A 22537-nucleotide genomic window follows, 5' to 3' on the forward strand; every position below is an offset into this window, starting at 1 on the left:
TTTTGTAAAATTAGATTAGTTTACATAAGATATATTATCGGACGTTGTGAAAATTTTTTATATGTGGTTTTACGGCAACTTCACATAATTTTAATCTGTCATAGATTTTTTTAGAGGTTAATTGTAAAATTAAATGCGACAGTAAAAAAGTTGAACCATAGCGTGAAACCCGATATGATGTTGGTTGGCAAAAAACTAACACATATGGAGGGTTTCAGCTATGGTTCTTACTAAAGAGTATACCTCATCACCACACACTTTTAAACACCTTACACCCTATGAAAGAGGTAAAATTTGTGCCCTGCTTAAAGAAGGTTTCTCGCCAACTCAAATCGCTAAAAAACTCGGACGTCATCGCAGTACTATTTATCGCGAAATCAAGCGTGGTACAACGACTCAACTCCGCACAGATCTAACTACATACAGTGCTTACTTCCCGGAAACCGGCCAGGCAGTGTATGAAAAGAACCGCTCTGCCTGCGGCAGGAAAAGCAAAGTTCTCCAAGTCGATTCCTTTCTCCGATATGCCGAACAAAAGATACTAAAGGATAAATGGTCACCTGATGCTGTGGTAGGAACTGCTCGCCGAGAAAAAATCTTTGATTCTTCATCCATGGTTTGCACCAAAACCCTATACAATTACATCGACCGCTGCTTGCTTAAAGTTCGCAATATCGACCTTTTCATAAAAACCAGACGTAAACCAAAGAAGAACGCTTCTCGAAATCACAAGCGTCTTTACGGCAAGAGTATTAGCGAGCGGCCCGATAGCATCGAAAAGCGTGAGGAATTCGGCCACTGGGAAATCGATACTGTCCTTGGAAAACGCTCTAGTGATAATGTTCTGCTGACTCTAACGGAAAGAAAAACTCGCTATCACCTGCTCCTCCCATTGGCAAACAAAACTGCTGAGGCAGTGGATGAAGCGTTAAAACGCCTAAAAACTCAGTATGGCTCTATCTTTTCCCGAGTGTTTAAAAGCATTACTGCGGATAACGGTAGTGAGTTTGCCAATCTAAATGTCCACGGAATTGATATTTATTATGCTCATCCCTACTCTGCCTGGGAACGGGCCACCAATGAGCGGCACAATGGCCTAATCAGGCGGTTAATTCCTAAGGGAACAGCTATCAAGGAATTATCGTTTTCACAAATCGAACGGGTGCAGAATTGGTGTAATACCCTGCCCAGAAAAATCCTGGGCTACCAGCAACCAGCAGAACTCTTTTTCCGGGAAATAAAGCGGCTAACTTCTAAATTCAAAATTCATGATTGAGAAACCCAACATCATTCGGGTTTCCAAAAAATGTGTCGCATTTAATATTGCAATTTAAGATTTGAAATGAGAATACTATATTCCTTTGATGTAATGTTTGAAGTAATTGCTGCCACAATAATATCTTCTGTTTTTGTATTGTAGTCATCATTTGATAAAACAAGAACAGGTCTTTTCTTGTTAGAGGTTAAATCGCTATATGGTATAGGAATCAGCAAAATATCTCCTTGCCTATACATTGTTCCATACCTCATCATCAATGTCGTTATTCCAAAAATCCATACTACTTTCACTTGCCAACTCTAAATCTTTAAATACCTGATTATCTTTTTTTGCCTTCAAAAAACTGATAAAATCAATCACTTCAGGAATCTGGCTCTCCGGTATTTCATCTATAAGTTTTAATAAAATCTTTTTAGCGTTATTCATAATAACACTACCTTTCATACCTAAATCTGTAAATATATTATATCACAAACCCATCTGAATGTTATACTATGTCATGAGGATAATACTGCCTTTCTCTCACTTATGATACGGCCCACCTCTAATTATCTTAAACCAGCGGTATATCTGTTCCATTAGGATTAACCGCATAAGCTGGTGAGGAAATGTAAACCTTGAAAAAGAAAGGGAAAAATCGGCCCTGGCCTTGACTTCATCGGAAAGGCCCAGGGAACCACCTATGATAAAGGTAATGTGTGATTTGCCTTTTAACATGAGGTCATTTAATTTATCCGCCATTTCTTCAGAGGAAAGGGACTGGCCCTCAATACATAAGGCAATAACAAAGGACGCGGAATTGATTTTTCGAAGTATGTTACTTCCTTCACGCTCCAAGACTTGTGCTTTCTCCTTGTGGCTTAAGTTTTCCGGCGCCTTCTGTTCTGCAACTTCTATGATTTGCAGATTGCAATAAGGCGAAAGCCTTTTTTGATACTCTTTGATACCGTTTGTCAAATAGGTTTCCTTTACCTTGCCAACCGCAATGATATCTACATTCATAGCTTTTTACCTCTTATATCGATGTAGTTTATTCTTATTTCGATTATACCATATCCCGTCCGCAAGCAAATTTTTTGGACCTATTTTTAAATAATTCATTTTTTTGTTTTGTCCATGGGTTGACAAATGATTTTAAATCAAATATTATATTAAACAATAATTGAAATAAAAGGCAGGGAATCTTATCAAGAGTAGCGGAGGGACTGGCCCAATGAAGCTCGACAACCGGCATTCTCATCTGAATGCAGCGGTGTCAATTCCTGCAGGATTTTTATCCTGAGAGATAAGATTAACAGCCTGTTTGATACCCGAATTGAGAGGGACGACAAGCTGCTTTTCTTATCGAAAAGCAGCTTGATTTTTTAATAAATGCAGAAAGGGAGGTTGATTAAATGTCAGTAAAAAAATCCTTCGAAGAAATCAATGAAAAAATTAAGAAGGGGACAGTAGTGGTCGTCACAGCAGAGGAAGTCATTGATATCGCTAAGGAAAAGGGCATTAAAGAAGCAACTAAATATGTAGATGTGGTTACCACTGCCACTTTTGGACCCATGTGCTCATCGGGAGCATTTTTGAACTTTGGCCATGCAGATCCTCCTATCCGTATGGCTGAAATTCAGTTGAACAATGTGACAGCTTATGCCGGCCTTGCGGCCGTAGATGCATATATAGGAGCCACAGAACCTTCAAAGGATAAGGGTATAGAATATGGGGGTGCCCATGTTATATGTGACCTGATAGACGGTAAAAAAGTGCATCTCAAAGCCAAATCGCCTGGCACCGACTGCTATCCCAGAAAGGAAATTGATACCTATATAACAAAGGATTCAATTAATGAAGCTTATTTATTTAATCCGAGAAATTGCTACCAAAATTATAATGCGGCTATCAATACTTCAAACAGGATCCTCTACACCTACATGGGTGTCCTGCAACCTAATATGGGAAATATTAATTACTCCACTTCAGGCGAATTAAGCCCTTTACTCAATGACCCATATCTTAGGACTATTGGCATCGGCACCAAAATCTTCTTAGCTGGCACAATCGGCTATGTGTCTTGGCAGGGAACACAATTTTTAAACGGAGTGCCCAGGTCCGAAATCGGGATTCCCTTTTCACCGGCTGCCACATTGGCGGTAATCGGGGATTTAAAACAGATGAATACTGAATTTATTAAACCTGCGGTATTTGAAAAATACGGAACTTCCTTGTATGTAGGTATAGGTATTCCAATACCTGTACTTGACGAAGATATGATGATAAACTTAGCTGTTGAAAATAAAGACATATTTACAAATATTATTGATTACAGCGTACCTCATCGCTCAAGACCAAGTTTGGGGAAAGTCAGTTACGCAGAATTGAGAAGTGGCACAGTAACATTAGAAGGGAGAAAGATTCCTACAGCTCCCCTCTCAAGTCTAAGCAAAGCACGGCAAATCGCCGCATTACTAAAAGACTGGGTACAAAATAACAAGTTTACACTGCAAGAACCTATAAAACCCTTTGATAAAGTAGAGAGATTAAATACTTTAGAAGAAATCCATGAAAGGAGTTAGATTATGAGCAAAATATACGTGGAAACTGCAAAATGCATAGATTGCGGAGCCTGTACGGCAGTTTGTAACTCCAATGCCCTTAGGCTAGATACTGTCTCTTGGTCACTAATTTTTGATAAACAAAAATGTACCGGGTGCAAGTTGTGTATCAGTGCTTGTCCCATGCGAGCACTAAAGGCATCATCCAATATTTCTTCGGCTGCATCTTAAGCAACAGATAAACTGTTGTTAACTTCTTATCTATCTTCTATTTGTAATTAGGTGGTAAAATGTATCAAAAGCGATTTTATCGAGATTACATGAAATCACAAGGTCTCGTTCGGTTTAACGTAACTGAATTTGAATCTGACTTGGAAATTTTTGCTAAATTCAATTTGGAAAATGAAGCAAGGGAACAGTTGAAAAAATACAGAAGCGAAATACAAAAATATATAGACGTCCATCCCGAGTTCTTGACAAGTCTTGTTCCACTTAAAGCACAAGATGATGCACCTGAAATTGTAAAGCACATGTGCCTTGCCGCTGAAGCCGTAGGCGTAGGACCTATGGCTGCAGTGGCGGGCGCTATTTCCCAATATGTGGGCATGGCTTTAAGCAAGTATACCGATGAAATTATTATTGAAAACGGCGGAGACATCTATATGAAAAATAAGACCGACAAGCATATACTGATATTTGCCGGCAATTCCCCTCTTTCAAATAAAATAGCTTTGCTCATTTCGGGAGAAAATAAATCGGTGGGAATATGCACATCCAGCGGAACAGTGGGCCATTCCTTAAGTTTTGGAAAGGCAGATGCTGTAGTAACTATATCAGAGGACGCCCTTTTGGCAGATGCTGCAGCTACAGCTGTTTGCAACATGGTAAAGAGCGCCGATGATATTAAGCAGAGTATAGATTTTGCAAAATCGGTTCCTGGCATCGATGGCGTCGTAATAATCCTTCAGGATAAATTAGGTGCCTGGGGAAATATAACGCTGGTAGACCCACAAGACTTGTAAAGGCAAGGTTTTGGCAAAAAATTGTGCTTACAAAATTACATTAAAAAAACGAGGTTTTTCATATAAACCCCGTCCCAAACTTACATAGCCACAAAGCGTCTTATCCGTTCGTTTTCCATGCTTTCAAAGAATTCTTCTTTGCTGCTTTCCTGGATAATCTGCCCTTCATCTAAAAATATTATTCTCGTTGCTACTCGCTTTGCAAAACTCATGTCATGGGTTATTATCAAAATCCCCATGCCATCTCTGGCTAAATTTTCGATAATCGTTGCAATACCTTCTCTAAGTTCCGGATCTAAGGCTGAAGTGGGCTCATCTAAGCACATGACCTTGGGATTTAAAGCACAAGCCCTGGCTATTGCTACTCTCTGCTTTTGCCCGCCGGAAAGTTCAAAGGGATATGAATCGGCTTTATCGGAAAGGCCTAACATCTCTAAAAGTTCCATGGCTTTCTCATGGGCCTTCTCCTTAGGTACACCAAAGACATTTATAGGCGCTTCAACGATATTTTGCAAAACCGACATATGTGGGAAAAGGTTAAAGTTTTGAAATACCATACCCAGATTTTTTCTTATTTCAAGTACCTCTGCGGGTTTGGCATAAATGGCAGACCCGTTTTCAGTTTTACACAGGTACATGTCATCAACTTTAATTGTCCCACGGTCACATTTCGTCAAGTAGTTAATACATCGTAAAAGTGTGGTTTTACCGGCGCCAGAACGGCCCAGTATGGCCAATATCTCCCCTTGTTTTAGACTAAAGTTTATATCTTTTAAAACCGGCTTCCCTGCAAAGCTTTTGCATAAGCCCTGAACTTCTAGCACCATAACCTTTTTCTCCTTATTGATAATATGCATACCTCTTTTCCAGCTTTTGAAAGACTACTGTTAAAATACCAGTTAAAGCTAAATAGAAAACTCCTGCCATAATCAGCGGCACTAAAGAGGCATCTCGGTTAGATGCAATTTTACCTGCGCGCAATAATTCTCCCAACCCCACTACATATACCAAAGATGTATCCTTGACAAGTGTTATTACCTCATTTGCCACTGAAGGCAAAACGATTTTTATCATCTGCGGCAATATAATCCTTTGATACGTTTTTGCAGGGGTGAAACCTAGAACTTTAGCTGCATCATACTGACCTTTATCTATTGAATCAATGCCACCTCTGAAGATTTCGCCAAAATATGCCGCATAGTTTAATACAAAAGCCAGTATTGCCGCCGGAAATCTGTCAAAAGTTATACCTATTATAGGTAATCCAAAAAATATGACTACAATTTGAAGTAAAAGGGGGGTTCCCCGCATTACCCAAATGTAAAATTTCAGAATTTCAACCAGCGGCCTTATATTCGAAAGTCTCCCAAGCGCCACTAAGATTCCAAGTGGTATTGAAAGTACAAGTGTCAGAAAAAATACGCTTAAAGTAGTATCAAGCCCTGCAAGCAGGGCTGGTGTTATCCTTATAATATATTCTGCCATAACAGATTCCCTTTACATTTTTATTTAGTCTGCAAACCACTTATTATAAATCGAATCAAATGTCCCGTCTTTTCTCATTTCATCTAATGTATTATCAACCATTTCAAGGAGTTTCTTGTCCTGTTTTCTAAAGCCGATACCGTATTCCTCTTCGCCGAAGTCTTCATCGAGGATTTTATACTTTTCTGGTCCTCTTTGCTTAATGTAGTAACGGGCTAAAATCTCATCAGCTACAACGGCGTCAGACCTTCCGGCCTCTAAATCCATAAAAGCTTCATTATTTGTGTCAAATAGTATTGGTTCTCCTCCGTCAAAGGCTGCAACTATATCGGGTTCGGTATACATTGCATCAACTGCCGTAGAACCGGCTTGAGCCGCAACTTTTTTCCCCTCAAGATCCGCTTTGCTGTTTATATCAGAATCGGCAAGTGTAATTATGATCTGTCTATTTTTCAAATAGGGTTTGCTGAAAGCTACCTTTTCCATTCGCTCAGCAGTAATAGTATATCCATTCCAAATCATATCGATATTGCCTGAGTTCAATTCTGCTTCTTTCATTGTCCAGTCTATAGGTTGTAAAATTAATTCCAAATTATTTCTTTTAAAAACTTCTTTTGCCAAATCCACATCAAAGCCTACAATTTCGTTGTTTTCATCGCGAAAGCCCATGGGAGCAAAGGTATCATCAAGGCCCATAATAACCTGACCTTTTTCTTTTATCTTTTCAAATGAATCTTCGACTTCTGCAGGCTCTTGATTTGAAGTTTGTGAAGTTTGATTTGAGGCTTGGTCTGAACTTTGATTGGAGCACCCTGCTAAACTGGCAACCCCCAAAGCTAAAATAAGTATCACCAAAATTAAACTTTTTATATTTCTTCTCATTGGTCTCCCCTCTTCTATCAATCATTTTTGTTTTACTACTTTAATATGATAAAGTGTTAAAGGGGATTTGTCAACTACTTTTTAATAAAAATCTTGCTGTGCTGAAATTTGTGCAATTTTCATAAAACACAGTAATTGTTTTAAGCCCTTTTAAGTCGAGATCAAGCTTTAGAATGATGGGTCTTTTTTAAGAGAAATGCCGTTACCCATATATTTGAGTTTTATGATATTAGATAACGGCACCCAAGCCCTTTAGGCAAACCGTCGTTATTCTTGAGCTTGAGACCAGCGAAGCAGGGGCAGCGTGCAGGAGGCACGCTGGCGGGCACTTGGCAGGATGCCAAATTGCCCGCTAAACCCTGCGCAGTGCAGGCTCAAGCTTTAGAATAACAGGGCTTGCCTTAGGGAAAGGTGCCGTTATCTAAATACTAAGCTTTGCCATTGAGGCAATTTTTTATATGCGCGCTGGTCTCAAGACTTACTTTAGATTCTTTTTCATCAGCGCTCTGACCTTTAAGGGTAAACCAAAAAGGTTAATAAAGCCTTCAGCGTCTTTTTGGTTGTACACCTTATCCTCTCCAAAGGTAACAAATTCTTTGTTATATAGAGAATATGGCGATTTGGTGCCTGCAGGTGTACAATTGCCTTTGTAAAGTTTCATTCTTACTGTTCCGGTAACTGTTTCTTGAGTGGAGTCGATAAATGCATCCAATGCTTCCTTGAGCGGTGTATACCAAAGGCCGTCATAGACCAGTTGGGCGTATTTAATGCTGACTATATTTTTGTACTCCATGGTGGCTCTGTCTAATGTCAAATACTCTAATTCCTGGTGGGCTTGGTGCAAAAGTGTTCCTCCAGGCGTTTCATAGACGCCCCGGGACTTCATTCCCACCAAGCGGTTTTCTACTATATCCACAATTCCCACACCGTGTTTTGCGGCTATTTCATTGGCTTTTTCCAAAATACCAAGGGGCCTCAGTCTTTCACCGTTAATGCTTACCGGTATTCCCTTTTCGAATTCAATTTCTACGTATTCCGGTTTGTCAGGAGCAGCTTCGGGAGGATTGCAGATCATAAATAAATCGTTCTGGGGTTCATTCCAAGGATCTTCTAAATCTCCTCCTTCATGGCTCAGGTGAAACACATTCCTATCCATGCTGTATGGTCGTTCTTTTGTTACAGGTACAGGAATGCCTCGTGCATTAGCGTATTCTATGGCATCTTCCCGGGATTTTATTTCCCATTCCCGCCAGGGCGCAATTATTTTTAAATCCGGGCTTAACGCCTTAATAGTCAACTCAAAGCGGACCTGGTCATTGCCCTTACCTGTAGCGCCATGGGCCACGTAGTCTGCCTCTTCTTGTTCCGCAATTTCCACTAAACGCTTGGCAATCAGAGGCCGTGCAAAAGAGGTGCCCAGCAAGTATTTACCTTCATATTTGGCCCCAGATTTCAAGACAGGAAAGACGAAATCTTTTACAAATTCTTCTTTTAAATCTTCTATATATATCTTACTGGCTCCTGATTTTATGGCCTTTTCCTTTAGAGGGGCAAGTTCCTCCCCTTGTCCTAAATCTGCGGACATACAAATAACTTCTAAATTATAATTTTCTTTGAGCCAAGGAATTATTATTGAGGTATCCAAACCTCCCGAATAAGCTAAAACAACCTTTTTCACTTTTCTTCCCCTTTCAAAAATAAACTTATCCTAAACTGCTTCCAGTTATCGGAAGTAGGCTGCCTAAAATTGCCTTATCCGTTAGACCTGTATGAACATATTTATAATTATACATATCTTTGTATAATTATGCAATAGTTCTTTTGTTACTTAAAATACAAATTATATTATTTTAATAAAAAAAACCGCCAAATAGCGGTTAAAATTATGGGGCAGTATTCCAAACTCTGATCACAAATACCTACTAGCGCAATAAGAACACTAGCAAAGGCTCTGATATTGAAAACCGGATCCTAGAAACCTTGTTGCTTTCACATTAAAATTTAAACTATGACGGCGCCTTAACAGGCACTACTTGCGTTGTAAAAGTTTTTCCATTGCGCATGATCTCTATATCTATGGGATTTCCAACGCCCAGATTGTAAAGTATTTGGCGGAGTTTTGCCATGGAATTTACCTGCTGTCCGGCTATTTTCGTAATGATATCTTGTTCCCGTATACCAGCTTTCGAAGCAGGACTTTGATTTTCAACTTTAGCCACATATATGCCGCTTTCCACACTTACATTCAGGTTTATGAGCTCTGCCATTTCCCTATCAATTCCCTCGATTCCCAAATAGGGTTTGTCAAACCTGCCCTTTTCCACAATACTTTCGACAATGGGCTTTGCTATATTTATGGGAATTGCAAAGCCTATAGACTCGGCCTCCGATGCCTTAATAGTATTTATGCCGATAACTTCACCATTGCCATTTACCAAGGGCCCTCCGCTGTTGCCCGGGTTAATTGAAGCATCGGTCTGTATCAAATCCTGCATAAGGATTTGGCCCCTTCGATCATGAACCCCTACGGTGCGGTTTAATGCACTTATAATTCCGGCCGTAACAGTTCTCTGGAGGCTGAGTCCCAAGGGATTGCCAATGGCAATAGCCAAATCTCCCACGACTACTTTATCTGAATCGCCCAGCTTTGCTGCAGTAATATTTGGCGCATCTATTTTTATTACTGCAAGATCCAAAGTGGGATCGGTATATACCTTTTGGGCAGTAAACTTGCGGGCGTCGGATAAAAACACTGTTATTTCATCAGCACCGCTTACTACATGGTCATTTGTAATAATGTATCCTTGGGTATTGACTATGACTCCTGAGCCAACTGCTTCCGACTTAATGTGTCTATAGAAAAAATCATAATCTATCCGCACAGTAGAGATGCCAACAACTGCTGGAGTCACTTCTCGGGCGATGGCTGGAATCTTAGATTCCTGAGGCTGAACCACTTCTGAAGTAGTCTGGGGCTTTGCCTGAGGAGAAGGTGCTTGAGCTCGTCCATAAAGTATATTTGTAGTAACTAAGCTAGCTGTCAAAGCCCCTATTAATGAGCAAAGTACAGCTAGCATGATCATTTTCTTTAATTCCGATGATTTTTTGCGGCCATGACTAGTCAAAAGATACACCTTCCCTCACAGTAATTGGCCGCACCGCAAATTGAAACAGATTATTCTTCTTCCTCTTGTTCTTCGTCTTCTCCTACTTCTTTTTCTGTAATGGTTATGAGCTCATATTCTTTGTTGCCCATACCCAGTTTACAAGCTGCATCAATGTGAAGCTGCGCGTTTTTGCCGGTTACGGCCTGTAATATATTATCACCTTTTTTCACATTTTTATCCTCAGCTTTGGACTGGGGTAAGGGCGCTGCTCTATTTATCATATCTAAAGCAGCTTGATCAATGGCCACTGGATCAAAGGAAACAAGCACGCCCTGGTCTTGCACCAGAGGTGTATCAGCCATAGGCATACAATCACATTCAGGTTGCACTTCAGTAATAAAGTTTATGTATAGTATTCTTCCCTTTTCAAAAGTAGACACTACAGCATATGCTGACTCTGCAAGGCCTTCTTGGAAGTTCTCTTCAGATATGGGAGCAACCAGTGCCTTAACTTCACATACGCGAGAGCAGCGTGCACATTTTACGCATTTGGATTTATCTATAACTATGCTGTCATCAATCAGCTCTATAGCACTATGCGGGCAAACATCAACGCATTGACTGCAGCGTACACATTTAGCCTCAATCCATTCCAGGTGTTTATTTTCCTCAAAATGGATTTTGCCTCTTTCGGCTTCGCCACAGTGATCTTTGCAGCTTATGCCACCCATTCCTAAGTTTTTAATAGCTCCGCCAAAGCCTGACCCTATATGCCCCTTGCAGTGAGACACTACGATCATAGCAGGAGCATAGTATATGGCAGATGCAACTCCTATCTCTTTTAAAATGGGCCCACTTTTTACTTTTATGCTATCTCTGCCGAAGATGCCGTCAGCTAATATCACAGGCGCACCTACTGACAAATGATTTATTCCTTCCATATTTGCCACATCTAAGTACTCAAGGCCCGGGATTCTCACCGTATCAGTTACAAAAGGCTTTCCCCCTACCTCTTTTACTTTGTCTACCACTTTCTTTAAAAAAATAGGTCGGACAATGCGGTGAGCACCGTAAGAGCCAAAATGTGTTTTTATAGCAACATAGTCTTTCTTGGAAATAAATTGTTTAAAATCAATCATGTCAAGAATTTGTTCAAATTTCGCCACGAAGCTGTACTTAAAATCATATGCTTTTGCTCTGGCGTCAGCAAAATAGATCTTTGATTTCATTTTTACCCTCCTGCATATGTTTTTGCTAAACTGTTATTAAAAAGTGCAAGCACATAACCTTACATTAACTAATATTACCACATAAAATTCCGTTATCCTTCTTAATGTTTATCGACATAATTTTAGTGTTTTCTATTTCCCGGGAAATAATTCGCTAATAAGTTACCATATAAAAAATAAAAAAGCGGCATTTTGCCGCTAAACAAATCACTGTTCCATTTCTCCGGTATACGCATTTACATAATAGGTGTCTTCATTTCCTAACTGTATTTTCCATACAGGGGCCAGCTGCCACCTGTCCGCATCATATAACTTAGAATAATAGCCTTGTTCAATTCGCGTTATCACTATGGGGTATTCTGCATTTGCTTCACTGATTACTCTCATAATAGCTGTAAGGGGCGAAATGACGCTTTGTCTCTTGCCTACATAGCCCAAAGGTTCCAGCCAGCACTGATAGTAACTCTTTATGCCAGCAGGGGTAACAAACACCGTGGCATAGCTGTTTTGTATAAAGAAGCCATCATAATAGTCTACATATTCCAATAAATAGCCTTTACTTTTGTCGTCATAGGTAACTCTATTTAGGACCGCATTTTCCGGCATGCATTTATGAGTTTTCATAAAGCTTAAAGCTTCTCGTTCTGCTTGTTCCTTTGTTAAATTGGGCCATATTACCCTATCATCATTATTAAAATACGTTATAAATCCATTGTCAGTAATGATGAGTTGCTCCTCGTCAAGGGTGAATTTTCGACCGTCTGGGGTTTGACTGAGGCTTGGCTTATTGCCTTTGCCAAAAAAATTTTGTAAGATTTTATTTTCATTTAGTTTCGGAAGGCCTATTTCCAAAATCGGCTGAGATTTGCCTTCATTGGGTATATCTGCCTCTAGTATTACACCTTTATCCCTTAGGGATTGTATTATCTGGTCCTTTTGACTTGCAGAGAGAGAAAACTGGTGGTTAGGCTGTCCCCTAAACCACAAATTGACCACTAGCACGATATTTAGCATTAAAAAAGATATTATAAGAATCGTAATTGCTCGTTTCCATTGCAAAATCATCACTCCGAAGGGCTGTGTATGATAACTTCCATTCCTTCAGTTTCAACAATCCATACAGGTTTTAATTCATCTTGTTCTTCAATATATGCCGGATATATGTCTTCGATGGCTTTTATATTCTTTGTGGCTACAGCGGTATTTAATGCCTCAACAGGTGTCATTAAATCTAAGATTCCTATCTGCTTTATAGAAAAAGATTGATTCCTATAGTAGTTTTTTACTTGGTTGCCCTCTACAGTTACACTTATTAAGTCATCACCATTTACAACTTTAAAACCGTTTACGCCGATTTTAAACTTAAATATATGGGCAGGCCCTGAAGCGCCTTTTATCTCACTATATGATGAAAGATATGCGTCTTTAGGCCAACCACCGTGTGTAGCAACAAAATCTACAGCGGTAACAAAACTTTCGTAAAAACTTTGGGCCTTTTTAGCTTCCTTAGGCACGGGCATGTTATACTCGAAGGCACCGCTGCCATAAAACCTGAGACCTTGTTGACCATCCGTATATATTACGGTGCCGTCTCTTTCCTGGATTCTCCTGGTTATTGAAAAGTCTGGAAAAAATTTAGATGCAATTTGTTCCTCTTGAATCTGTTCCTCTTTCAAGGAATACATCGGCAGTTCGTATGGCGCAAGAGATACATAAACGTCACCAACTACTTTAAGATTGACGTCTGCAGTAAGTCCCGCGTAAAGGGGAGGATTTGATTCTTCTATTTCTTTAATGATACTGTTTAAATTCCGCTTTGAATCTTTTCCAATTTTATACAGGGATTTCTCGCTGTCCACTAAGTATACTGAAAGTTGACCATCATCAACTAGTATAAATGAATCAATCAGCTTTCCGTCCAAAAGAGAAAAATCACCGCCCTCTATATTAAAAAGCTGCTTTAGTAAATTAGCGGGAAGAGGTGTAGGAAAAAATACTTCCAAGCCTTTTATCCGCATAAAATTATCTCTGCTTATCTTCCCCACCAGCTCCGGGCTAGCATTTGAATGGGCACTTAAAAGTTCTTTTGATATGCTCCAGCTCTTATCATAAAAAGGAGAAGTTGGCTTTAATATTGTATGAAAAGAGTTGCCTAAGTAAACTAAGATTTTTTCCGGCTTTACTAGCAGGGTAGGGTCAACTTTATTGTCCTCATATGCCATTTTTAAAACAGAAAAATTTCCCGGAACTTGGGACCATATTGTAAAAGAAAGAAAAAGGCTGATGACTACCAGCACAATTAGAGTCCAACCTAAGACAGAATCTCTGGACAAATGGCAGCACCGCCTTTTATTTAAGAATTAAAAATGATTTAAGAGTCTGTATTAGGGAAGTAAGTTCCGGTAGCTTTGATTCATTTTCAAGTAGGTATACTCTGCGTGTAACTGTTTCAGTACTACCCGAGGGAAAAGAAGCCTTCACTGTAATTATATTCTCTTTTGAAGATACAGGCACTTGTGTCATAAAAATGCCTGCTGCTCCAATTGAAAGCTCTTTGCCCTCCTGGCGTCCATTTACCAGTACTATGACACTTGCCTCTGGAACAGTTTCGCCGGCAATTAAAATCCTATTGGAAGACGTCATAAAATTGTCTCTGGGCTCATTTAACTTTATAAAATTTTTTACTTCTGATGCCATAACCGAAGGAGAAAAAACAATTAAAAGGGATACGGCAATCAGTAAGGCTGTCAATATTCTCCTCATGGTAATCTTCCTTTCTGGAAATAAAAAGGCATAAATACCGGCTTTATCTTCCCTGTTTACCCTAAGTTTAAATCAATATTGTTACAGATGTGTTACAAGTGGGTTAAAAACAAATTACATTTCATTTCGCTTCACAAGCTCTTGAGCTATGGTTAAAAGGCGCACAGTCACACAGGTCCCCACACCTGGCTCACTTTCAATTTGAATTTCACCATTATGAGCCTGTACTATCTCTTGAGCAATTGACAGACCAAGACCAGTTCCTCCCATTTCTCTAGACCTGGTTTTGTCTACTCGGTAAAATCTTTCAAAAATTCGCGGCAAATCTTCTTTTGGTATTCCGATACCCGTATCTTTAAATGCAATGCTTACCGTTTTGTCGTCATAACTTAATTCTACTGATATTTTGCCACCTTTAGGCGTGTATTTATTAGCATTGCTTAAGATGTTTTGAAATACCTGCTCAATTTTGTCCTTATCCACTAAAACTTCCGGTGATCTTTCCGGCACCCTTACTTCTAGTATTTGACCTTTTCGCTGAATATTTACCCTCATTTTTGTAAGAACTTCATTTAGTATAGTTACAGGATCAATAGGTTTTAAATCCCACTGAGTTTCGCGATTGTCCAGGCGAGAAAGCTCCAGTAAGTTGTTAACTAAACGAGTCATTCGATCTGCCTCATTATTTATTACACTCGTAAATTGGCGTGAGAGCTCTTTTTCCTCCAGAGCACCGTCAAGTAAAGTTTCGGCATAACTCTTTATGGTCGTAAGGGGAGTTCGAAGTTCGTGGGAAACATTGGCTACAAATTCCTTCCGCATAGTCTCCAGCCGATGCTGTTTTGTTATATCTTGAAATACCAGAATATGCCCCAATATTCGATTTTTACGCTTTAGCGGAGCATAAATGCACTTTAATATGGCAGCATCAGTTTTTATAAGGGTTTCACTGCTGTCAGAGTCTTGGCTAAGGAGTTGTTTCATGTCTATATTTAATAATTTTTCAAGTTCCTGTGCAAAATTTTTACCGGTAATATCATCAAGAGCCAGCATCTGTCTCGCCACCGGGTTTATGTGTATAACCGTGCCCTCATCGTTTAAGGCTATGACACCGTCAGCCATGTTAATGAGAATTGCTTCTAATTTTTCCTTTTCATCGGATATTTCTTCCATGGTCTCTTTAAGGCGCATAGTTAAAAAGTTAAACATATGGGTCAGTTTGCCAATTTCATCATCGGATTTTACTTCTATTTTCTGATCAAAATCTCCCCGGGCAAGAGACGCAGCTTTTTTCGTAACTTCCTGAATGGGGCCTGTTATGGTCTTTGAAAGGGCAAATCCCAATACACCTGTTACCACTAGACTTAAAAGGGTAGCCGTAAGCAAGATTTTTTTTGTGCTGGAAATGGTATCATAGATGCTCTTCATGGACGACATCAAGTAAATGATGCCGATTACCGAATCACCGTCTTTTACAGGATATGCATAGTACATATAAGGAATTTTGATTTTGGAATCTATGCGCGTGTCCTTTGCTGCAGTGCCGAACGTTGCTTGAGTTACCTCAGGAGTCAAAAGTTTCATGCCCTTTTGGAATCGGGTGTCGTCAGTGGATGTAATAACACTGGCGGAGCCGTCCAAAATGGCAATGCCCATTTCATGGCCAAAGCCCTTAATTACATCGCTGATTTCCTCAGATCTGGGAACAGGGCTTAGATGCCTTATTATATAGCCGGAGATCAGCTGAGCTTTTCCATCTAATGTATTCGAAAGGGTTTGGATATGATACTTCTCCAGGGATTGAACCAAAAAGATACTAACCAATTCCATGGCCAGTAGAATCAGCATGATATATATAACGACCAGTTTCCACTGGATGCTCTTGAACATTGGAGACCACCTATGGTTTTCTAAAATAATAACCTACACCCCGTTTGGTGAGGATATATTCGGGGTTGGCAGCATCGTCTTCCACTTTCTCCCGAAGGCGCCTTATTGTCACGTCTACTGTGCGAATATCTCCGTAATACTCATAACCCCAAACTTCCTCCAGGAGCTTTTCCCGCGTAAAAACTTGACCCGCTTGAGTGGCCAGATATCTAATCAGCTCATATTCCCGAAAAGTAAGGTCTAAGGGTTTACCTTTTTTTCTTACTACATAGCTTTTAAAATCTAATTCTAAATCTCCCAGCTTTATGATTTCTTCATCGTCTTGAGGACCGGAAATGGCCACCCGCCTTAAATTAGCCTTTACTCGGGCAATCAGCTCCCTCATGCTAAATGGTTTTGTAATATAGTCATCAGCTCCAAGTTCAAGGCCCAGAACCTTATCTACTTCTTCGCCTCTTGCAGTTAACATAATAATGGGACTTGTAATCTTCTCCCTCAGTTTTTTACAAACTGAAAAACCGTCCTGCTTGGGAAGCATTATATCTAAAAGGATTAAATCGGGGTTTTCTTTTAATCCTATCTTTACCGCCTCATCACCATCATAAGCCGCCAATACATTATAGCCTTCCTTGGAAAGGTTGTACTTGAGAATATCCACGATGGGCTTTTCATCATCGACTACTAAAATCTTCTCATTCAAAAACAACACCCCCATTAGTTGTTATATTCGGCACAAGTTGACTTTTTCCTTCTGCTTGAACTAATGCGGCTTTTTGAAGAAATATTCTATTTGCTGAATCGCCCTCTTTAAGGAGCTGCATTATTCTCTTAAGCTCCTCTATTCCTCCATCTTCAACTAATAAATCTGTCATCTCTAAAGCACCTAAATAAGCACTAGGCACATCTTTTAAACCGTCAAAATTGTACATAATATCTTTATAAGTGTAGACTTGATTTTCTGCAACATCAAAGTCCTCACTTAATGTATAACCGGTTACACGCCTTTCCACATACTGAGCCACACCTTCGGTAAACCAGCGGGGGTAATTGCCCGAAGTGAGCGCATCTACCACAAGGTGGGTATACTCGTGAACCATGGGGCCTTTTTCAAAAAATATGCTTTCCATATCCTCAGTTTCATCTATCCAAACATCTGGGGATTGGACATAAATAATACCACGAAAGTAGACCCCTTGAGTATTTTCATCATGAGGCCAGTTAAAAGCAGCTTGAAGGCTTACTCTATCTGGAAACACTACAATTGGCGTTTTGCCTTCGGGATAATAGTCAAAATCCTTTCCCAGTATCTCATAAGCCTTTTCTGCAGCATTTGCTACAACCGAAATGCTCTCTCGACTTTCTGGCTTAAAGAGTATAATAAAGTGAGGTGTATTTATACAATCAAAGCCTTTTAGCTTAAAGGCCAATACAGTCAGCGCCTCATAAAAATAATAAACTCCCGCCATAATTATCATACACAGGAGTATAATTGCAATTAGCCGTTTTGTATTCATTGATTTCCCCTCCCCCCTTCTAACATTATATTAAACTTCCACAAAACTTTCATTGGTAAATCATGTAGAATATAAAACCCTTTATTTTTAGCATAAGAAAAAAGCGGCGTTCGCCGCATTTTAAAAGGGGGGATCGTTTTGTTGTTGTTGCTGACTGCTGTAATCTTATTATAAATGATTATTATTAAGAAAATATTGCAATTATATTACATTTATGTTACAAAATACTATTTTTATCGACAATACACGGAAAATTAATTTATCTTCTTCCCATATTTCTTTAAATGGCTTTCACGCATAGACCAAGTTTTCAAACACTATCCCCTAAAAGTCGACAATCCATCTTTACCCGGCAGATGTTCCGATCAATACCAATATTACACCTGTGAATATGATGATAAGTTTTGTTAAACTTACTTTCCCAGAGAGGCCCGTAATTCCCAATAAACTTACTCCCAAAAAAATTAAAGGCCCTATTAGACCGAGAGCGGCATTTATTCTAATAGCTTTTTCCACGCTTTTGCTTTTTAAAAAAAGAAGAGCCGCCACAAGTTCAATTGCCGATGAAATAAATCGCATAATCGCCATGGAAGTTAAAATAGGATCCATCAAAATACCTCCCTATTCACAATGGCTCATTAAGGCAATATCTTTCGTTAAAGATGACGGCACATCACCTTAAAATCAAGACCTGTTGTTCTAAAATTTGGCTCTGCACTGCACAGTTCACGGACAATTCGGCATCCTGCCGAGTGCCCAAGGCTTCAACCTGCACGCTGCATCTTATCCGTTTGTGCCAAAATTAAGAACAACGACTGCCTTGCTTAAAAGGTGCTTTTGCCGTTTCATCTTAACTACTCATAAATTTATATAACCCGACTTTGCCTTTGAATATCTCGTAACCAAACAGGGCAATTTAAATATATGCGGGAAAAGGAGAGGTAATGATGAAGAAGAAAACAAAAATCCAGGTGTTTTTGTTATGCCTGGTGCCTTTTATTATGGTGCTGGGCAATTCTATGCTAATACCTGTCCTGCCTAAAATTAAAAAGGCAGTAGATATCAATCAGTTTCGGGTAGGGCTCATGGTCACTGCCTTTTCAATTCCGGCAGGTATTGTAATACCTTTGGCGGGAATTTTATCGGACCAAATCGGTCGAAAGAAGGTCATGGCACCGGCACTTATTGTGTACGGCACCGGTGGTATTTTGGCTGGAATTGCTTCCATGGTTTTAGAAAAGCCCTTTTGGGGCATTATGGCAGGCAGAATAATCCAGGGCATTGGTGCTGGCGGAACATATCAGCTGGCTATGGCCATGGCCGGGGATATTTTTAAAACCCAAGAAAGAGTATTGGCACTGGGGCTTTTGGAGGCTTCCAACGGCTTAGGCAAAGTAATAAGCCCTATATTAGGGGCAGGTTTTGCCCTAATATCCTGGTATTTTCCTTTTTTCGCCTATGGATTTCTAGCTATCCCCATCGGTCTTGCCATCTGGTTTCTCGTTAAAGAAGAAACGGAATTTAAAAAGCAGTCTTTTAAAAATTATGTTGATGCAGTAAAGGAAATATTTAAAAATAAAGTTTCAGGTCTTTTAGCAAGCTTTTTTGCTGGTATGGTGGCATTATTTTCTCTCTTCGGAATTTCCTCTTTGTATTCAGATATTTTAGAAAAAGACTTCGGAATTTTGGGCATAAAAAAAGGCCTTGTAATGGCCGGTCCGGTTTTTGTTATGGCAACCCTTTCTTTTGTCCTTGGAATCATACTTGAAAAGGCAAAAAACAAGGGTCTAAAGCTTTTCGTAATAACAGGACTTGTTTTTATCATATCAGGTCAGGGCTTATTTTTACTGCTTAAAGGTATGTGGCCAAAATTTGCGTCTCTAGTCCTGTTAGGAGCAGGAGTGGGACTGGTGATGACCCCGGTCAATACATTGGTTACAGGATCCTGCAGCACTAAGCGGCGCGGAATCATCACCTGCCTTTACGGAAGTCTTCGGTTCTTTGGAGTGGCTATAGGCCCCCCTCTCTACGGCTTATCCGAAAAATATGGCATTGTCCCCACTGTTGCTGTAATGAGTATCGCACCAATTTTATCTCTTATAGCATCAATAGTTTTTATAAACATTGATAAAATCCTAAAGCAGGAAACTTCTCAAAAGGCAAGCTTTGCTTCTACAGCAGAAAGTGCCTCCGAATCTAGAAATCCAGTTGTTTCTTCTTCTAAAAAGCTGCTGAGCTTCAAAAGAAAACTTCGGTAAGCGGTGGCATCCCTTTCCCGCGGACGGGGAAGGGGATTTTCTATTAAGCCTTTTAGCCGCCCTTTAGCAAAAACCAGGATTTTATCTGAGAGATCTATGGCCTCCTCCATATCATGAGTGACAAATATGATAGTAACCCCTGTTTTTTGCCATACATTTAATAACATCTGATGTATAGCCCTGCGAGTAAAAGCATCTAGGCTTCCAAAAGGTTCGTCCATGAGCAACAGTTTTGGCCTTACCGAAAGGGCACGGGCAATCGCAGCCCTCTGTTTCATGCCCCCTGAAAGTTGATATCCATAAAAGTTGCCAAATCCTTCAAGGCCTACTAGTTCCAAATAATAATCGGCTTTTTTTTCGAAGCTGCCCTGGCTTTTATCCACTGCTTTCATAGCAAAAATAATGTTTTCTTTCAGCGTAAGCCACGGGAAAAGTTGGTCTAGCCCTTGAAATACCATAAAACGGCTGGGTTCTGGCCTTCTCACTTTGTGCCCATCCAAACAGATATCGCCGCTATTTATTTTTTCAAAACCTGCTATACATCTCAGTAAAGTTGATTTACCACAGCCCGATGGCCCTATTACACTGACAAATTCGCCTTCTTCGACGCAAAAACTTATATCTTGTATCCCAACCACTTTTCTTTTGCCGGATTCATATACCTTAGTTATGTTTGATACAGTCAGCAGATTGTTCAATGCAGCTGCCCCCTTAATTTATGATAGTCTTCCATTTTCGAACGGTTCTGTTTTCAATACCGGCAAAAATTAAGTATTCGACAGCTATACCAATTAGCACTATGATCAGCATACCGGCAAACACGCCAGGAGTCTCCATCATAAACCGCTTCTTATACAGGTGCCAGCCTAACCCTCCCTGCCCGCCGGCTGCGCCAAAGACCAGCTCCGCTGCCACTGAAGCTTGCCAAGCCCTGGCCCATCCGGTCCTAAGACCGCTTAAGATGTAAGGAAAAGAAGCCGGCAGCATGACTTTTAGGGCCAGTTCCCAACCAACGAGCCCTAGATTCTTTCCTACTTCCAGCTGATTTACCGGTATTGAGCGAAATCCAGTATAAAAGTGATTTATCAGTGGCCATAGGGCAGAAAACACTATTACAAATAATATTGCCCTTACGCCTATACCAAACCATAAAATTGCAACAGGAAGGATGGCAATACCGGGCAAGGGATGCATTATTGCCATTAGGTTAGAGACAATTTCGGCAAAAACTTTACCGCTCATGGATATAATTGTGGCCAGCATGGCAAGGCTAATCGCCATCAAAAGGCCTATACCGATTATTCTTAGTGAGAACAAAGTCTTGTCTAACAAATCCGCTCTTTCCATCCAAAAAGTTCTCGCTATGCTGCCTATGCCGGGGAAAAGCAGTTCAGGGTATCTCCCGGTCAACCGAATCAGCTCCCATACAATGGCTACAACCAGTAGAAAAGCTATTTTTGATATAAAGTCACGCAAATTAATCTCCTCCTACTTTGACCACTGTATATTTTCAAGTATGCAAGGGCCTCCTTCTCGTTTTCCTACCTGAGCCAAAATATTTTCCCAGGCTATGTCAGACAGACTCTCGGGCACTTTTGAGATATAGCCGGCCTTTTTCATAAAGTCTGCAAAGCCCATGAGTCCATATGGAGCCGTAGTAAAGTTTACTCCTTCGGCAGTTAGATACTTTAGCAGTTTTTCCTTTTCAATGTTAAACTCCGGTGCCAAAAGTTCTGCGGTCTTTTCCTTATTTTCATTTACCCAATTCATGGCTTCATTTAACCCTTGTACAAATGCCGCATAACCTTTAGGATTGTTGTCATGGTAATTCTCTGTCACAAGCGCCACATTGAAATTGAAATCCTGTCCAAAGGCGTCAAATCCGTCAAGGATGACCTTATAACCGGGCTGTTCCAGCTCTTCAAAGAGATATGGTGGTGTAGTAAAGTGAGCCACAATGTCCTTTTTGGCAAGCATGGCCTGGGCTCCATCCGGATGCGGCAGTGCCACTAAATTATCATCTAGGGCATTTGGGTTCCCCAACTGCTTCTCCAAAGCCATAGAAAGCAATATATGCTGGATGCTGCCAGGTGAGGGCACCGCTATTTTATGTTCTGGTTTGATATCTTCCAGCTTATTAATATTGTCATCATATGTGACCAGTGATACAGGTATAACACAGTATCCTGCCGCAATCTTTGCCGGCAGTCCCTTATCCCACCCTATGAGATAAGGCGGTATTCCCATAAACGCAGCATCAAGTTCATCTGAAGCCATGGCTTCTCTTACAGCCCCACCGGAACCCAGTGTCACCCATTCTACCTTGAGGCCGTATTTGGAAAAAAAGTCAATTTTCTCTGCCACCATTAGTGGTGCATATACTAGGCCGAATTGTTTTGCTACTCGAATAGTCATTAGTTCTTCATTCGTACTTGCCATTGCCTGGGGTTCTTTTACATTTTTTTGCCCGCATCCCGAAAGAATAAGGGCTATTACAAGAGCCACAACAAGCACAGCAACAACTTTTTGTTTTTTGATACAAAACATCCCATCACCCTCCAAAAA

23 protein-coding genes, 1 pseudogene and 1 riboswitch are annotated in these 22537 nt (G+C 40.2%); of the genes and pseudogenes, 5 read left to right on the forward strand and 19 right to left on the reverse strand.

What is annotated here, in order from left to right:
• The first annotated feature begins 220 nt into the window (after window positions 1-220).
• On the forward strand, window positions 221-1276 hold the full coding sequence (locus JT739_RS07940; protein WP_237660573.1) for an IS30 family transposase: 1056 nt from the start codon (window positions 221-223) through the stop codon (window positions 1274-1276).
• A gap of 50 nt (window positions 1277-1326) precedes the next feature.
• On the opposite strand, the pseudogene JT739_RS12940 reads toward JT739_RS07940, so the two are convergent.
• The 3 genes and pseudogenes from JT739_RS12940 to rlmH all read right to left on the reverse strand — a co-directional run.
• Window positions 1327-1515: pseudogene (locus JT739_RS12940) on the reverse strand (type II toxin-antitoxin system PemK/MazF family toxin); the annotation flags it as partial.
• On the reverse strand, window positions 1508-1705 hold the full coding sequence (locus JT739_RS07945; protein ID WP_237660574.1) for a DUF2281 domain-containing protein: 198 nt from the start codon (window positions 1703-1705) through the stop codon (window positions 1508-1510). The gene JT739_RS07945 and the pseudogene JT739_RS12940, both read right to left, overlap by 8 nt.
• Window positions 1706-1801: 96 nt before the next feature.
• Window positions 1802-2281, reverse strand: a complete 480-nt coding sequence (gene rlmH / locus JT739_RS07950; RefSeq protein ID WP_237660575.1) for a 23S rRNA (pseudouridine(1915)-N(3))-methyltransferase RlmH — start codon at window positions 2279-2281, stop codon at window positions 1802-1804.
• Window positions 2282-2460: 179 nt separating this feature from the next.
• A riboswitch (SAM riboswitch) is annotated at window positions 2461-2571 on the forward strand.
• A 102-nt stretch (window positions 2572-2673) separates the two neighbouring features.
• Here rlmH and JT739_RS07955 point away from each other — a divergent pair.
• From JT739_RS07955 to JT739_RS07965, 3 genes are read left to right on the forward strand one after another with little or no spacing between them, the layout of a single operon-like run.
• Window positions 2674-3843: a homocysteine biosynthesis protein gene (locus tag JT739_RS07955; RefSeq protein WP_237660576.1), complete on the forward strand. Its 1170-nt coding sequence runs from the start codon at window positions 2674-2676 to the stop codon at window positions 3841-3843.
• A gap of 3 nt (window positions 3844-3846) precedes the next feature.
• Window positions 3847-4053: a 4Fe-4S dicluster domain-containing protein gene (locus JT739_RS07960; protein ID WP_237660577.1), complete on the forward strand. Its 207-nt coding sequence runs from the start codon at window positions 3847-3849 to the stop codon at window positions 4051-4053.
• A gap of 59 nt (window positions 4054-4112) precedes the next feature.
• Window positions 4113-4844: a UPF0280 family protein gene (locus tag JT739_RS07965; RefSeq protein ID WP_237660578.1), complete on the forward strand. Its 732-nt coding sequence runs from the start codon at window positions 4113-4115 to the stop codon at window positions 4842-4844.
• Between the two features lie 80 nt (window positions 4845-4924).
• Here the strand turns inward: JT739_RS07965 and JT739_RS07970 are convergent, their stop codons facing one another.
• From JT739_RS07970 to JT739_RS08030, 13 genes are all read right to left on the reverse strand, one after another.
• A complete protein-coding gene (locus tag JT739_RS07970; RefSeq protein WP_237660579.1) occupies window positions 4925-5671 on the reverse strand; it encodes an amino acid ABC transporter ATP-binding protein in 747 nt (248 codons plus the stop codon).
• A 13-nt stretch (window positions 5672-5684) separates the two neighbouring features.
• Window positions 5685-6329 carry an amino acid ABC transporter permease gene (locus tag JT739_RS07975; RefSeq protein ID WP_237660580.1) on the reverse strand — a complete coding sequence of 215 codons (645 nt, stop codon included), beginning with the start codon at window positions 6327-6329 and terminating at the stop codon, window positions 5685-5687.
• 24 nt (window positions 6330-6353) lie between these two features.
• Window positions 6354-7211 (reverse strand): amino acid ABC transporter substrate-binding protein, encoded by an 858-nt coding sequence (locus tag JT739_RS07980; RefSeq protein WP_237660581.1) that lies wholly within the window; start codon window positions 7209-7211, stop codon window positions 6354-6356.
• Window positions 7212-7689: 478 nt separating this feature from the next.
• Entirely contained in the window at window positions 7690-8889 is a 1200-nt protein-coding gene (locus tag JT739_RS07985; protein WP_237660582.1) for an argininosuccinate synthase, read from the reverse strand.
• A 328-nt stretch (window positions 8890-9217) separates the two neighbouring features.
• Window positions 9218-10336 carry a S1C family serine protease gene (locus JT739_RS07990; protein ID WP_237660583.1) on the reverse strand — a complete coding sequence of 373 codons (1119 nt, stop codon included), beginning with the start codon at window positions 10334-10336 and terminating at the stop codon, window positions 9218-9220.
• A gap of 50 nt (window positions 10337-10386) precedes the next feature.
• Window positions 10387-11547: a DUF362 domain-containing protein gene (locus JT739_RS07995; RefSeq protein WP_237660584.1), complete on the reverse strand. Its 1161-nt coding sequence runs from the start codon at window positions 11545-11547 to the stop codon at window positions 10387-10389.
• 207 nt (window positions 11548-11754) lie between these two features.
• The gene (locus JT739_RS08000) at window positions 11755-12606 is read right to left on the reverse strand and encodes a two-component system regulatory protein YycI (RefSeq protein ID WP_237660585.1); all 852 of its coding nucleotides are present in this window, start codon (window positions 12604-12606) and stop codon (window positions 11755-11757) included.
• 5 nt (window positions 12607-12611) lie between these two features.
• Window positions 12612-13880 carry a YycH family regulatory protein gene (locus JT739_RS08005; RefSeq protein ID WP_237660586.1) on the reverse strand — a complete coding sequence of 423 codons (1269 nt, stop codon included), beginning with the start codon at window positions 13878-13880 and terminating at the stop codon, window positions 12612-12614.
• A 16-nt stretch (window positions 13881-13896) separates the two neighbouring features.
• Window positions 13897-14310, reverse strand: coding sequence for a hypothetical protein (locus JT739_RS08010; RefSeq protein ID WP_237660587.1), 414 nt, complete (start codon window positions 14308-14310; stop codon window positions 13897-13899).
• A 114-nt stretch (window positions 14311-14424) separates the two neighbouring features.
• On the reverse strand, window positions 14425-16200 hold the full coding sequence (locus tag JT739_RS08015) for an ATP-binding protein (RefSeq protein WP_237660588.1): 1776 nt from the start codon (window positions 16198-16200) through the stop codon (window positions 14425-14427).
• Between the two features lie 10 nt (window positions 16201-16210).
• Window positions 16211-16900 carry a response regulator YycF gene (gene yycF / locus JT739_RS08020; protein ID WP_237660589.1) on the reverse strand — a complete coding sequence of 230 codons (690 nt, stop codon included), beginning with the start codon at window positions 16898-16900 and terminating at the stop codon, window positions 16211-16213.
• Window positions 16893-17714: a hypothetical protein gene (locus JT739_RS08025; protein ID WP_237660590.1), complete on the reverse strand. Its 822-nt coding sequence runs from the start codon at window positions 17712-17714 to the stop codon at window positions 16893-16895. The genes yycF and JT739_RS08025 overlap by 8 nt, the downstream gene beginning before the upstream one ends.
• Window positions 17715-18059: 345 nt before the next feature.
• Window positions 18060-18323: a YqhV family protein gene (locus tag JT739_RS08030; RefSeq protein WP_237660591.1), complete on the reverse strand. Its 264-nt coding sequence runs from the start codon at window positions 18321-18323 to the stop codon at window positions 18060-18062.
• A 338-nt stretch (window positions 18324-18661) separates the two neighbouring features.
• On the opposite strand from JT739_RS08030, the gene JT739_RS08035 reads away from it, so the two are divergent.
• Window positions 18662-19972, forward strand: a complete 1311-nt coding sequence (locus tag JT739_RS08035; protein ID WP_237660592.1) for an MFS transporter — start codon at window positions 18662-18664, stop codon at window positions 19970-19972.
• On the opposite strand, the gene JT739_RS08040 is transcribed toward JT739_RS08035, so the two are convergent.
• The 3 genes from JT739_RS08040 to JT739_RS08050 are packed head-to-tail and all read right to left on the reverse strand — an operon-like array spanning window position 19867 to window position 22519.
• On the reverse strand, window positions 19867-20670 hold the full coding sequence (locus tag JT739_RS08040; RefSeq protein ID WP_237660593.1) for an ABC transporter ATP-binding protein: 804 nt from the start codon (window positions 20668-20670) through the stop codon (window positions 19867-19869). The genes JT739_RS08035 and JT739_RS08040 overlap by 106 nt on opposite strands.
• A gap of 13 nt (window positions 20671-20683) precedes the next feature.
• Complete coding sequence (locus JT739_RS08045; protein WP_237660594.1) at window positions 20684-21448, reverse strand: ABC transporter permease; 765 nt, start codon at window positions 21446-21448, stop codon at window positions 20684-20686.
• Window positions 21449-21460: 12 nt separating this feature from the next.
• On the reverse strand, window positions 21461-22519 hold the full coding sequence (locus JT739_RS08050; protein WP_237660595.1) for an ABC transporter substrate-binding protein: 1059 nt from the start codon (window positions 22517-22519) through the stop codon (window positions 21461-21463).
• Window positions 22520-22537 lie beyond the last annotated feature (18 nt).

Origin of the sequence: Tepidanaerobacter sp. GT38 (genome assembly GCF_021991635.1) — a bacterium.
Taxonomy (GTDB): domain Bacteria; phylum Bacillota; class Thermosediminibacteria; order Thermosediminibacterales; family Tepidanaerobacteraceae; genus DTU063.